Origin of the sequence: Nocardia macrotermitis (genome assembly GCF_009604405.1) — a bacterium.
Taxonomy (GTDB): Bacteria; Actinomycetota; Actinomycetes; order Mycobacteriales; family Mycobacteriaceae; genus Nocardia; species Nocardia macrotermitis.
The window spans coordinates 1-14,018 of the sequence record NZ_WEGK01000017.1 but is presented as its reverse complement, the minus strand read 5'-3'; the positions used below and the strand labels follow the sequence as shown (position 1 = coordinate 14,018).

Annotated in this window: 8 protein-coding genes; 3 read left to right on the top strand and 5 right to left on the bottom strand. The window is 68.4% G+C overall.

Annotated elements, in window-relative coordinates; all coding sequences use genetic code 11:
- Positions 1-134: 134 nt before the first annotated feature.
- The 3 genes from NRB20_RS30460 to NRB20_RS30450 all read right to left on the bottom strand — a co-directional run bounded on the left by NRB20_RS30460 (position 135) and on the right by NRB20_RS30450 (position 6,996).
- On the bottom strand, positions 135-5,243 hold the full coding sequence (locus NRB20_RS30460) for an AMP-binding protein (protein ID WP_153414873.1): 5,109 nt from the start codon (positions 5,241-5,243) through the stop codon (positions 135-137).
- Positions 5,244-5,560: 317 nt separating this feature from the next.
- Positions 5,561-6,589 carry a helix-turn-helix transcriptional regulator gene (locus tag NRB20_RS30455; protein WP_319945598.1) on the bottom strand — a complete coding sequence of 343 codons (1,029 nt, stop codon included), beginning with the start codon at positions 6,587-6,589 and terminating at the stop codon, positions 5,561-5,563.
- A 2-nt stretch (positions 6,590-6,591) separates the two neighbouring features.
- Entirely contained in the window at positions 6,592-6,996 is a 405-nt protein-coding gene (locus NRB20_RS30450) for a hypothetical protein (protein ID WP_153414872.1), read from the bottom strand.
- Between the two features lie 308 nt (positions 6,997-7,304).
- Between NRB20_RS30450 and NRB20_RS30445 the strand changes: the two genes are divergently transcribed.
- Entirely contained in the window at positions 7,305-8,348 is a 1,044-nt protein-coding gene (locus tag NRB20_RS30445) for a nitronate monooxygenase (RefSeq protein ID WP_319945597.1), read from the top strand.
- Between the two features lie 58 nt (positions 8,349-8,406).
- Positions 8,407-8,799: an SCO5389 family protein gene (locus tag NRB20_RS30440; RefSeq protein WP_153414871.1), complete on the top strand. Its 393-nt coding sequence runs from the start codon at positions 8,407-8,409 to the stop codon at positions 8,797-8,799.
- A gap of 108 nt (positions 8,800-8,907) precedes the next feature.
- Here the strand turns inward: NRB20_RS30440 and NRB20_RS30435 are convergent, their stop codons facing one another.
- Together NRB20_RS30435 and NRB20_RS30430 are read right to left on the bottom strand one after the other, a co-directional pair.
- Complete coding sequence (locus tag NRB20_RS30435) at positions 8,908-10,527, bottom strand: acyl-CoA synthetase (protein ID WP_153414870.1); 1,620 nt, start codon at positions 10,525-10,527, stop codon at positions 8,908-8,910.
- Positions 10,528-10,539: 12 nt separating this feature from the next.
- Positions 10,540-12,174, bottom strand: a complete 1,635-nt coding sequence (locus tag NRB20_RS30430) for a long-chain fatty acid--CoA ligase (RefSeq protein ID WP_153414869.1) — start codon at positions 12,172-12,174, stop codon at positions 10,540-10,542.
- A 359-nt stretch (positions 12,175-12,533) separates the two neighbouring features.
- Here NRB20_RS30430 and NRB20_RS30425 point away from each other — a divergent pair.
- Positions 12,534-14,018, top strand: a 1,485-nt coding sequence (locus NRB20_RS30425; protein ID WP_153414868.1) for a flavin-containing monooxygenase, incomplete at its 3' end; no start/stop codon positions are given.

The following is a 14,018-nucleotide window of genomic DNA, read 5'->3' as shown; positions in this document are numbered from 1 at the left end:
CCACCCTCGATCGATCGAGTACGACGGCGGCCGAATTCACCGTCGTACGGATATGCCGGGGCGGAGGGTGGCCGCCCGCGGAACCAGACCATTGTGGAGTACGGAGCCCCGATGGTCACCCGGTGGGCCGGAATTCACCGGATCAACTCGTCGAGCACCATGAACGCCACACCGGCCCCGAAGCCTCCCGCCGGGACCGGTCCCTGCTCCAGGACGACGGCGCGCACATCCTCCAGCGGCGCCGTATCCAGCAATGCGAGCCTGCGCACATCGGTGAACAGATGCGTCACCCATTCCTCGGCGAGCCCGACGGCATCCGCGTTCTCCGTGAACACCATCGCCGCACCCGCCACCCCCGCCGCGACGATCTCCAGGAACGCCGCCGAAGACTGCGCCACACCCAGATGGAAGGTGCGCGATTCGATATCCAATTCGGTGCCGGCCCGCAATCGGTCCACGGCCGCGGCCAATTCGTCGTAACCGAGAATGGTGTCCGCGGTGACGAACGCCGGATCGGTGCCCCGCAGCGCGCGCGTCCGGTCGGCATACGTCACCGGACGCACGGACCGGCTCTCGACCTCGGCGATCACATCCGGATCGGCCAGCGCCACCCAGTCGATCCGGGAATCCCACATCGGCACCGCGGTCAACCCGACCGTCACCCCCGGCTCCGGCGCGTCGTCCGAGGTGAAGACCACTGCCGCACCGACTTTCAGCACCGCCCACACGGCCACCACCGCATCGATCCCGCGCTCGAACCGCACCGCGACACCCACGCCCGGACCACAGTCGCGATCGATCAGCACCCGCGCCAGGCGCGAGGACCGCGCGTCGAGTTCGGCGAAGGACACCTCGTGCGGGCCGGATACCAGCGCGGGCGCGTCCGGATCGTCCTCGACGACGGCCGCCAGCGCCTGCGTCAGCGCGGGCCCACCTGTGGTCGCCGCCTTGCGCACGGATTCGGTGATGGCATCGTCCACAACCGAGAACACCTGCGCATTGCCCCCGAAAGGCTCTCTGCGCCCGGCATATTCGAGGACGGCCTCACCGCCGAACCCGATCCACCGCCCGGTGTCACCCGTGCGATACATCCGAGATCCCGGTTCCCCGAACGGATTCGCCACGAACCGCGACGCGGTCGGCCCCGGCCGGCCCGCATAGCCACGGGCCAGCTGCCCGCCCGCGAGATACATCTCCGCCGCCACCCCCATCGGGGCCGGATGCAACCGCTCGTCCAGTACGAAACCGGACGATCCCGGCAGCGCCCGCCCGATCGCGCTCACCGGATCGTCCGCGAGATGTTCGTCCACCATCAGGAACGTCACGTGCGCCGCGGTCTCGGTGAGTCCGTACATGGTCACCAGCTGCGGCGCCTCCGAGGTGTGCCGCTCGTACCAGCGCCGCACCGACCGCGGATCCAACTCGTGCCCCGCCGACACCACGTAGCGCAGCGCGAGCCGGGCCGCACCGCTGAGTTCACTGCCGTCGGCCGCGCGATCGGCCTCGACCAGCCCGTCGAATTCGGACGGCACCAGTTGCAGCACCGTCACCTGCTCACGAATCAGCAACTCCCGGAACAACTCCGGAGACTGCGACGTCGGCTGGTCGATCACCACGACCGCCGCACCGGTGGCCAGCGCGCACCACAACTCCCACACCGACAGATCGATCGCGCAGGAATGACTCAGCGCCCACACATCGGTTTCGACGATGTCGAACAGCGGGCGGGCATTGCCGAACAGCTCGAGCACGTTGCGGTGGGTGACGCTCACGAGCCCGGACACGTGCGCGGAGTGCATCAGATAGGCCGTGTTCTCCGGCCGCAGCGGGGAGATTCGATCGGCGTCGGCCACCGGCTCGTCGGGGAAGCGCTCGGTCTCTTCCAACAGTACGACGGCAATATCGTTGCGCGGCAATAGTTTCTGCGCATCACCGGTGGTCAGCAGGCATACCGGCGCGGTATCGGCGAGCACCGGCCCGAGCGTGTCCGGCCCGATCTGCGCCGCCTCGAACCGTTGCGGATCGATGGACACATACCCGCCCCCGGACAGCAGCACCCCCAGTAGCGCCACCGGCAGATCCGTATTCCGTTCGACCGCAACGGCAACCAGCGACTCCGGCCCGACCCCGCGCGCGATCAACGCGCGCGCCACCCGGTTCGCCCGCCGCATCAACTCGCCGAACCCCACCGCGACCTCACCGGCCCGGACCGCGATCGCGCCCGGACGTTCCCGCGCCCGCTCGCTGATCAGATCCACCAGCGTCAGCGGGGGCACCGTCACCCCGGCCGTATTCCATTCGCGCAGTACGAGTTCGCGCTCACCCGGCATCAGCACGTCGATATCGCCGACGATCACGCGGTCGTCGGCGGTGACGGCGTCGATCACCCGGCCGAAGCGATGCGCGAAGTCCCGGACGGTGGCGTCGTCGAAAAGGTCCGTGGCATAGGTGAACCGGGCCGTCATCCCCTGCGCGACGCCGTATTCGTCGAGACGTTCGGTCATCGTCAGCAGCAGATCGAATTCGGCGCGCGCGGTGTCGAATTCGATATCCTCGACGGTCAGGCCGGGCAGTTCCGGACGGGTCCGGGCAGTGTTCCGCAACGTCAACGCGACCTGGCACAGCGGATGCCGCGCGGCGGACCGCACCGGATCCAACTCCTCGGCCAGCTGCTCGAACGGCACATCGGCGTTCGCCAGCGCCGCCAGATCCGCGTCCCGCACCGTGGTCAGCAGTTCGGCGAATCCGGCACCGGGCGCGATATTCGCCCGCAGCACAAGGATATTCGCGAAAATACCGACGACCTCGTCCAACGCCACCGCGCCGCGACCGGTGACCGGGGCGGCGATCGCGATGTCCCGATTACCGGACAGGCGGGCCAGCAGGATCGCCAGCATCACGTGCAGAACGGTGAACAGGGTCGCGCCGTGCTCGTGCGCCACCCGGTTCAGCACGGCGTGCACCCGCGGGTCGAGCTCGAATTCCAGTGTCGCGCCACGCTGGGAGGCGATCGGCGGACGCGGCTGATCCGCGGGTAGTTCGGCCTGCTCGTGCAGCCCGGACAGTTCCGTGCGCCAGAACTCGATCTGCTGTGCCGGAATCGAATCCGGATCGTCCTCGGCGCCGAGCACTTCGCGCTGCCAGAGTGCGTAATCGGCGTACTGGACCTCGAGCGGCGGCCACTGCGGTTGCGCGCCCCGGGCACGGTCACGATAGGCGGTCATCAGGTCGCGGGTCAGCGGTCCGGTCGAAAAGCTGTCCGCCGCAATGCGATGCAGCACACACACCAGCACGTGATCGGTGTCGCCGGAGCTGAGCACCCGCAGCCGGATCGGCGATTCGGCCGTCACATCGAAGCCTGCGCCGACGGTTTCGGACACCAGGCCGAGTAGCTCGTCCTCCGCGGCCCGCACGACCGGAACCTCCGGCGTGGCACGGGGATCGGCGGTCGGCAGCACGAGTTGATAACCCGTGCCCCGGAATTCGGGAAACACGGTGCGCAACACCTCGTGCCGCACCACCAGATCCCGGACCGCGGCCCGCAGCGCGTCGATGTCCAATCGGCCGCCCAGCCGCAACGCCACCGGAATGTTGTCGGTCGGACTGGTCGGATCGAACCGGTTGCGGGACCAGATCCGTTGCTGCACATAGGACATCGGGATCCGCTCGGGGCGCGGCATGGGCCGCAACTCGCGCGCGGTCACCGCGTCCACATGCCGCGCGATCCGCTCGGCCAGACCGGCGACCGTACGCGCCTCGAAGACGAACCGGCCCGGTATCCACAGCCCCAGCGCGGCGCCGATCCGCGCGGCGGCCACCCCGGCCAGCGGTACGTCGCCGCCCAGTTCGAAGAAGTCGTCGGTGGCCTCGATCGGACGGGGTGCGGCGTCGGCGGAACTCAGCAGCGCGCCGAAGGTATCCGCGACGGCTCGCTCCAGCAGCGCCGATGCGATGGGCCCGCGCAACGCGGACGCCGGTTCGGGCAGATGCGCGACGAATTCGATGGAACCGTCGGAGTCGTTGCGCCGCACCAGATCCCCGGTCCGGAACAGCCGCAGGCCGGGCTGCCCGGTCTCCGCCCCGAACAGGCTGGCCACGAACCGGCTCGCGGTCGTCCCCGGACGACCCGAATACCCTTGCGCGAGCACCGGTCCGGACAGATACAGCTCGCCGACCATACCGGCGGGCACCGGCCGCAACCGCGAATCCAGCACGAACGCACCGATTCCCATGATCGGCGCACCGATCGTCACGTCCTCGCCCGGCTGCACGGGCCCGCCGACGGTGTCCAGCATCGTCGTCTCGGGCAGCCCGTACGCGGTGTGCACCGCGCGCCGCTCGCTGGTCCACCGACCGATCGTCTCCGGATCGAACCGGGCGCCGATCACCGCGACGGCCTCGAGTTCGTCCAGACCCGCCGGATCCACCGCGTCGAATACCGCCGAGCTGATCAGCAGATGCGTAATCCGTTCGCGCCGCAGCAGATCCGCGAGTTCGGCGCCGGAGGGCTCCGGCGGAGCCAGCACCAGCATCGCGCCCGAGGAGAAGGTCAGCAGCAGTTCCAGCACCGCGAGGTCCGAATCCGGCGCGCCCAACTGGGCGAGACGCGCCTCCCCGTCCACCCCGAGCTGTTCGCGCATCGCGTTGACCACGGTGGCCAGGCCGGTGTGGGTGACCACGACGCTCGCGCCCGCGGACCGCACGAGATAGGCCGGATGCTGCTCGGTGAGCGGGCGCACCCGGTCGGTGTAGGAGATCGGATGCGCGGCCCAAGCGGCGATCCGCGCATCGGTGTGCGGATCGTCGAGTTCCAGCCATTCGATGCCGTCGCCGAGGTCGGCGCGGTATCCGCTGCTCGTCAAGCCAAGGGCCGCACCGGATTCGGCGAGACCGCGCGCGAGTTCGTCGGCCGGGCGGCCCGGATCCACCGGCGCGCAGGCCGCACCGGTCTTGGCGATCGCCCAGACCGCCAGCACCGATTCGATCGAGCGGTGCATCCCCACCGCCACCACGTCCCCGGCCCCGACGCCGCGCGCGATCAGCTCCCGGGCCAGCCGCGAGGACTCCTCGTCGAACTCCCGGTAACTCAGCTCCCGCACACCATCCGGCGCACCGTTCGCATACGCCCGGATCGACACCGCGTCGGCAGCCGATTCCACTGCCGCGGTGAGCAATTGACCGAACAGCGGATTACCCGATCGCCGACGGCGATTTCCCCGGGCGGTACGACGAGCTGTATGCATTCGAGCGCTGTCACCTCTCGCGGTCGGCAGGTCCGAGAAAGCATATACCGCTACGGATCTCGGCGTTACCGACGCAGAACGTGCCTGTCCCGAATCACACGACCGACCCGCACCGAACCACCGCGGTGACAATCGACCGCGCCGAAACCCCTGCACGCACACCGACCACCCGGCGAACCACGGCCAACGCACCGGGCACACCCGCACGGTCGCTCCGAATCAACTGCCTGCCACACGACCTTGCGCCGGACATACCCACCGTGCGGGCCATGGTGCCGCCCGTGACGCATGACATCCAACGCCACGGGCACCACAGCTCACAACCAACCGCGGCGAATCGCCTGCACTCCCGCCTGGAAACGCGTACTCGCACCGAGACGTTCGAGCAGGCTCGCGGTCCGCCGGACGACCGTGCGGCGCGACATCCCCAACCTGCGGGCGATGGTGTCGTCGGTAGCGCCCAACCCCATCAGCGTCAGGATCGCGCGATCACGCTCGTCCAGCGGCTCGCTCGGATTCACCGAGATGGGGGCCGACAGGGACCACAGCACGTCGAAGGTGCGCATCATCAGGTCCAGGGTCGGCGAGGGACCGATCCGCAGGCCCATCGGGTCGCCCCGACGCTCGTCGTTGTGCAGCACGATCGTGGCCCGCTCACCGTCGGCGACGATCAGCTTGAGCGGCGGATCGGGCAGGGTGCGGGCCTGGGCCCCGGCGGCGGTGACGGCCAGCGCGTGCCGCAGCCGGTCCGGATCCTGATAGATGGTGTCCTGATACAGCAGTTGATAACGAACCCCGGCGGCCAGCCGCGCGGATTTCAGCTCGAACAACCGCTCGGAACGTTCCGCGTCGCAGACATACGGCCCGCGTTCGATCAGCCGCACGTTCTTGCGCGCGCACCGATGCAGATCCTCGAATTCCGCGATGATCTCCCGGGTTTCGTACATCGGCACGATGACGCCGTCGCCACGGCCCGAGCGCCGCACCGATCGGAAGGTCTCGCCGAGCCGGGCCGCGGCGGCGTGCATCCGCGCGGTGTCCTGCTGTCGGCGACGCGCCTCGGCCTCGGACAGGGCCTCGGGCGCGTGGGCGTCCCACACCGCCCGGCCCCCGGCGTCGAGCCGGACCACGGCCTGCACCTCGCACAACCGATCGAGGGTGGCCTGCACCAGTTCCGGTGGGCATTCCAGATGCGCGGCCAGTTCGGTGAGCGTGGCGCGCGGATGCTGGACGAGAGTGGCGTAGGTACGCCCGTAGAGGGATCCGGTATCGAACAGTTCGTGCACATCGGCCTGACCGCCACCGACGACGGCGAGACGTGGCCGCGTGCGACCCGCGGCGCTCACGGCTAGTGCCCCGCCCCCCACGATTGCGTCTGTAACACGACACCTTTACCGGCCAGGTAGGGCGCCTGCGGCATGACCTCCTGCTGCTGCAAATTCTTGATCACCAGCTCGGCGTGCGACAGCGGCCCGGCCACCTCGGGCGGCAGATTCCGCAACCCGAACGGCGCGGGCGCGGCCGCGGGGACGGGCGCGGCAACCGGTGCGGCGGCCGGGGTGGGCGCGACCTCGAGTGGAACGCCCGCCTGCACCTGCGCGACCTCGGGGGCCGGCGCGACGGCCGGTTTGAGCGCGATGGTGTCGGCGCTGTTGGCCGTGTGCACGCCCGGAATCGGGGCGGCCTGCGCGAGCGGTGCGGCGACGGCGATCAACGCGCCGGTCGCGACGGCGGTACCGGCCGCCAACCGCATCCGATCGTGGCGCGGTTCGGCCCGGTGCCGGGTCGAGCGACTCGCGACGCCATCTCCGAGCAGGTCCCTGACCGATACGGAACTGGATGTCTCCCGGTGCTGCGGCAAGGTTCGTCCTAGCGTCGATTCACTTCGGTTGTGGATGCCGGAAAGCTCCCGAGGGTCGAAACCTGCAATTCGGTAACGATTCGGCATCGGTGTGACGAAAACTGTACTCCGTCGTGACCTTTTCGCAACCTTTCTCGGAATAAACGCAGGTGAGAGCGCGATCACCACCCACGCGACGACCCTGCGAGCACACTGTGAGAGTGATCATCGACGAGCTCCGAACCCCGATCGTGCTGGCTCCGATGGCCGGTGGGCCGTCCACTCCCGAACTGACCGCGGCGGTCTCGCGCGCGGGCGGCCTGGGCGTACTGGCCGCCGGATATCTCACCGTCGCCGCCACCGCCGAACGCCTCGCCGCCACCCGCGCCCTGGACCCCGGACCGTTCGGGGTGAACCTGTTCGTCCCCGGCGCCGCGACCCCCGCGGACCGCTACGCCGGATATCTGGCCGAACTCGCCCGCGACTTCCCGCTCGGCGAGGCCCGCTTCGATCCGGACGACTGGTCCGCGAAACTCGAACGGCTCACCGCCGACCCGGTCCCGCTGGTCTCGTTCACCTTCGGCTGCCCGTCCGCCGCGGAGATCGAACGCCTGCACGCGGCCGGATCCGAGATCTGGGTGACCATCACCTCGGTCGCGGAGGCCCGCATCGCCCGCGACGCCGGGGCCGACGTCCTGGTGGCCCAGGGCGCCGAGGCGGGCGGGCATCGCGGCACCTTCGCCGATCGCGCCGAGGACGACGTCGCCGACCCGCTCACCACCCTGGCACTGGTCCAATTGCTCACCGCCGCCGTGGATCTGCCGATCGTCGCCGCGGGCGGCATCGCCACCGGCGCGGGCGTGGCGGCCGCACTCGCCGCGGGGGCGGCCGCGGCCCAACTCGGCACCGCCTTCCTGGACTGCCCGGAGGCCGGTACCGCGCGGGTGCACCGCGACGCGCTGGCCCTGGACATCCCGACCATGCTCACCCGCGCCTTCACCGGCCGCCGCGCCCGCGGCCTGCGCAACCGCTTCCTGCTCGAGCACCCCGACGCACCGGTCGCCTACCCCGAAATCCATTACGCCACCGGCCCACTGCGCGCCGCGGCCCGCGCCTCGGGCTCCGCCGACGCCGTCAACCTGTGGGCGGGCCAGGCACACACCCTGACCAGCCGGGAACCCGCCGCCGACCTGGTGCGCCGCCTGTCCGCCGAGACGAAATCAGCTCTGGAAAAAGCACTTTCGCGAAGAATCCAGTGTTATTGACAACCTTTTTCGTTTAGACTCGTAGGCGCATCATCCGCCACCCCAGGAGGAGAGCGTCATGTCACTCGACGTACCAACCGCACTGCTCGAACAAGCCGAACGCGGCGAGGTCTCCGACGAGGAATTCGTCGAATGTGTCCGCAACTCACTGCCCTACGCCTACGAGGTGGTCAGCCGAGTTGCCGCCGATCTGCGTTCCGGCACAGCGGAATTCGCCGACAACCGGACCCCGCCACCGGACGAGACCGCGCGCGGGCAGCTGCTGCGCGCCATGGCCTCGGATTCCATTCGCGGCGGCCTGGAGCGGCACTTCGGCGTCAAGCTGGCCTTCCAGAACTGCCACCGCGTCGCGGCATTCCCGATCGCCGCGGTCGGGGGCGACACCTACAGCACGTTCATCTCCACCCGCGCCCAGCTGCTGAATCAGAGCCCCGAGCTGCGCAACTGCTGATCCGGCGCTGTTGATCCGGCACCGCTGATCCGGATCGGATTCCGGTGCGGGCGAACCCCTTCCGCCCGCACCGGCTTTCCGCACCGCCGGGCTGCCGTGCCGAAAACCTCAGAGCTCCTGCAAGACTCGCTTGAGCACCTTGCCGGTGGGATTGCGCGGCAACTCCGTGAGGAAGACCACCTCGCGGGGCACCTTGTAGCGCGCAAGACTCGCCCGCACATGGGATTTCACCTCGTCCTCGGTGAGTTCCGCCTTCGGATCGATCACCACGAACGCCTTGAGCCGCGCGCCGAACGCGTCGTCGGGGACACCGATCACCGCGGCCTCCCGAATGGCGTCGTGCGTGTTGAGGAGTTCCTCCACCTCGCCCGGGAAGACGTTCTCCCCGCCGGAGATGATCATGTCGTCGTCCCGGCCGTCGATGAAAAGTCTTCCCGCGCAATCGAAGTGGCCGACGTCACCGGAGGACATCAACCCGCGCACGCGTTCCTTGCCGCCACCGCCGGTGTACCCCTCGAACTGGATCGCGTTGCCCACGAAGATGCGTCCGGTCTCCCCGCGCGGCACCTCCCGCCCGGCGTCGTCGAGGATCTTCACCACCGCGCCGAGCACCGGTTTACCCACGCATCCGGGTTCGGCCGCCAGGTCGCGCGGCGTGGCGACGGTCGCGTAGGCGACCTCGGTGGATCCGTACAGGTTGTAGACCACCGGCCCGAAGATCCCGGTCGCCCGGCGGCACAGATCCGCACCCAGCTGCGACCCCGCGACGAAGACGATTCGCAAGGCGGACAGGTCTTTTCGCGCGAACGCCGACGGATCCAGTTCGGTCAGCCGGGCCAGCATCACCGGCACCGCGATCAACGTGGTCGCGTGATGCCGGGCCATACTCTCGAGCACCCGGTCCGCCTCGAAACGTCGCCGGATCACCAGCGTCGACCCGAAGCCGACGGCCAACATCGCCATCGCGAAACCGAGCGTATGGAACAGCGGCGCAGGACATTCGGTGACCTCGCGGGTGCGGAACGGCACCCGGCTCAGGATCGCGCCGAGCGGTTCTAGCGAGCGCGTTTCCGGACGCGGCGCACCCTTGGGCGTCCCGGTGGTGCCGCTGGTCAGCAGCACGATGGTCGAATTCGTTCCGGGCGTGGGCGGCGCGTCGGGTGATCCCGCGGCGATGAGCGATTCGAGATCACTGGCGGCGCGGGTGTCGGACCACGCGCGATACGCCCCGCGACGCGGACTCAGCGACCCCAGGATGGATTCGTACTCCTCGTCGTAGACGAGCAGATCCACACCCTCGCGCAACGCCACATCCCGCAGCTGCGGACCGCCGAAGTCGGTGTTCAACAAGATGATTCGCGCCCCGCACTTGGCGGCGGCGAACACCGCGTCCAGCAGTCCGCGATGATTGCGCGCCAGAATCGCCACGCCCTCACCGCCGCGCAACCCGCGCACCCGCCACTGATTGGCCAGCCGGTTCGACCGGTCGTCGAGCTCGCGGTAGCTCAGCGCGCCGAGGTCGTCGATCACCGCGTTCCGCTCGCCGTAGCGCGCCGCCGAAAGGCTCAGTGCCGCAGGCAGAACGCCGTATTTGAGCAGCGCGTTGCCCGCGGACAGCAGCGTCGCGGGTGCATCGATCCCGACGACGCCGCTGCCCACGCACAGTCGCAGATATTCCAGCTCGGTCCAGGCCCGCACTCCCAGGGTGCGCAGCAGTCCCAGCGTCATCGACGAAATCCCCTACAGCGTGACAACTTTCAGATCCCCGTCGGCATATCTGGCCCGCAACCGCTTCTTGTCGAACTTGCCGACGCTGGTCTTGGGAATCTCATCGATGAACGTCCAATGCTCGGGCAGTTGCCATTTGGCGAACTTGTCGGCCAGATAGCCCTGCAATTCGGCGGGTTCGGCGGTGCTGCCCTCCTTGAGCACGATCGCGACCAGCGGGCGCTCGTCCCATTTCTCGTCGGGAACGCCGATCACCGAGGCCTCCGCGACCGCCGGATGACCCATCATCGCGTTCTCCAGATCCACCGAGGAGATCCATTCGCCACCGGATTTGATGACGTCCTTGGAGCGGTCGACCAGCGTCAGGTAGCCGTTCGGGCTGATGTGCCCGACGTCGCCGGTGCGCAACCAGCCGTCGTCGAATTTGCTCGCGTCGACCTCGCCGCCGTCGGGCGAATAGTACGACGCGGTGATCCACGGACCGCGAACCTCCAACTCGCCCACGGCTTTTCCGTCGTCGGGCAGCACGCTGCCGTCGTCGCCGACGATCCGCGCCCGCACCGACGCGGGGAACCGTCCCTGCGTGGCGCGATAAGCCCATTCCTCGTCTCCCACAGCGCCTTTCGGCGGATGCGCGATACTGCCCAGCGGTGAGGTCTCGGTCATTCCCCAGGCGTGCAACAACTTCACGCCGTGCTTCTCCTGGAAGGCACGCATCATCGACGGCGGCAGTGCCGAACCGCCGACCGCGCAGGTGTGCAGATGCGAGATGTCCTGCGGATGCGCCTCGAGCGCGGCCAGCACACCGCCCCAGATGGTCGGCACGGCGGCGGCGAACGTCGGCTTGGCCACCGCCATCATCTCCAGCAGCGGGCCGGGTTGCAGGAAGCGGTCGGGCATCAGCAGGCTCGCGCCGACCATCATGGCCGCGTACGGCATCCCCCAGGCGTTGGCGTGGAACAGCGGCACGATGGCCAGTACCAGGTCGTTTCCGTTGAAGCCCATGCTGTTCGGCGAGATCACCTGCATGGCGTGCAGCCAGTTGGAGCGGTGCGAGTAGACCACACCCTTGGGGTCGCCGGTGGTGCCGGAGGTGTAGCACATGCCGGCGGGGGCGTGCTCGTCCAGAATCGGGTAGTCGTACGTATCCGGTTGCGCGGCAAGCAGTTCGGTCCAGGAGTGCACCTGCACGCCCTCGGGTGCGGTGAGTTCGGCCGGATCGCCGTTGACCACGATGACGTGCCGGACCGTGCGCAGCTGCGGCAGATACTTCGCGAACATCGGCAGCAGCGAGCCGTCGACGATCACCACCTGATCCTCGGCGTGGTTGGCCACGTAGACCAGTTGTTCGGGGAACAGCCGGATGTTCAGCGCGTGCAGGACCGCGCCCATCGCCGGGACGGCCGCGTAGACGACCATGTGCTCGGTGTTGTTCCACATGAAGGTGGCGACCCGGTCGCCCTGCTCGATACCCAGCGCGCGCAAGGCGTGCGCCAGCCGCGCCGCGTCGGCGCCCATCTCCCGGTAGGTGGTCGTGCGCAGCCCGGTACCCGTCCACGTCGAGATCGTCGCGTCGCCCTGGAAACTCTGCGCATACCGCAACAGTGTCGCCAGCGATAGCTGCTCGTCCTGCATCGTGCTCAACATCGAACGCCACTCCTTCAACCGTGAACGAGGTCACACCTGCCGCGAGGATAGCTGATACCGGGCGTCATCGTTATTGAGTCGACTGAAGCCAGACCAACCTGCAACACGCCGCTGGAGCAGGGGAAATACTTGAATCATGATCAACTCCGCAGCTCGGCCGGGCATCCGGGACCACGCGCGACGCGACGCATACCGACCGGATCGGTTTCAGAATTGACACCCGGATCGATGCCGAGCCCGGCGTGGCGGGCAACACTCGGTGAATCGGCGGCATCCACCCCGTCAAGATTGGCCGAAAATATTGATCGAATGTCCGTCGTTCCCCTAGGAAACCCGGTCCGACCACATAATCTCGTGTCATGACCCGCACGCCGACCATCCTCATCATCGGAGCCGGATTCGCCGGGCTCGGCATGGCGCTCGAGCTACAGCGCAACGGCCTGGACAATTTCACGATCCTGGAGAAGGCCGCCGATCTGGGCGGCGTGTGGCGGGAGAACACCTACCCCAACGCCGCCTGCGATGTGCCCTCGCCGCTGTACTCGTGGTCGTTCGAGCCGAAATCCGATTGGCCCCGGCGCTTTTCGCACCAGGCCGACATCCACGCGTACATGCGCGGAGTGGCGACGAAATACGGTCTGCCCGAGAAGGTCCGGTTCGGCACCGAGGTCACCGACGCGGAATTCGATGAGCACCAAGGTGTTTGGCAGGTGCGCACCGCCGACGGCGACACCCTCACCGCGGACGTGCTGATCCCCGCGGTCGGCCAGCTGTCGCGTCCGGCGCTGCCCAATATTCCGGGCATCGACACCTTCACCGGCGCCGCGTTCCACTCCGCCGAATGGGATCACGACGTCGATCTCGCAGGTAAGCGGATCGCGTGCATCGGCACGGGAGCCAGTGCGATCCAATACATTCCGGCGATTCAGCCCGAGACCGCGCACCTGACGCTGTTCCAGCGGTCGGCCGCCTGGGTGCTGCCGAAGTTCGACACCGAGTACACCGCGTTCCATCACGCGCTGTTCCGCTATTTTCCGCCGAGCCGGTGGGCCGAGCGGTTCTCGATCTGGTTGTTCTTCGAGGTGATGGCGCTCGCGTTGACCGATATCCCCGGCATCAAGCGCCCCGTGATCGGAATCGCGGATCGTCATCGCGCACAAGCTGTTTCGGATCCGGAGCTGCGCGCCAAGCTCACTCCAGACTACGCCGCCGGATGTAAGCGCGGCCTGTTCTCCAACGAGTACTTCCCGGCGTTGAGCCAGCCCAACGTCACCGTGGAGACCACCGCCATCGAGGCGGTCACCCCGACCGGTATCCGCACCGCCGACGGCGTCGAGCACGAGGTCGACGTCATCATCTACGGCACCGGCTTCAAGGGCACCGAATTCCTCGCCCCCATGAACATCTACGGCCGCGCGGGCCGCAAACTCGCCGACGTCTGGAACCCCGAGGGCGCCCGCGCCTACCTGGGCATGTCGGTCCCCGACTTCCCCAACCTGTTCCTGATGTACGGCCCGAACACCAACGTCGGCGCCGGTTCGATCATCTACATGCTCGAATCCCAGGCCCGCTACATCCGCCAGGTCGTCCAATACCTCTCCCCCCGCCCCGGCCACTTCCTCTCGGCCCTCCCCACCGTCGAACAATCCTGGGACGCCTGGCTCCAACGCCGCCTGAAGGACACCCCCTGGAACTTCTGCTCCAGCTGGTACCGCAACGCCTCCGGCCGCATCACCAACAACTGGCCCGGCGCCACCATCCTCTTCCGTTGGAAGACAAGAAAATTCACCCCCGACGACTACGCCGAATCCACCGCCCCCACCCCCTCCCCCCCCCCACACCCC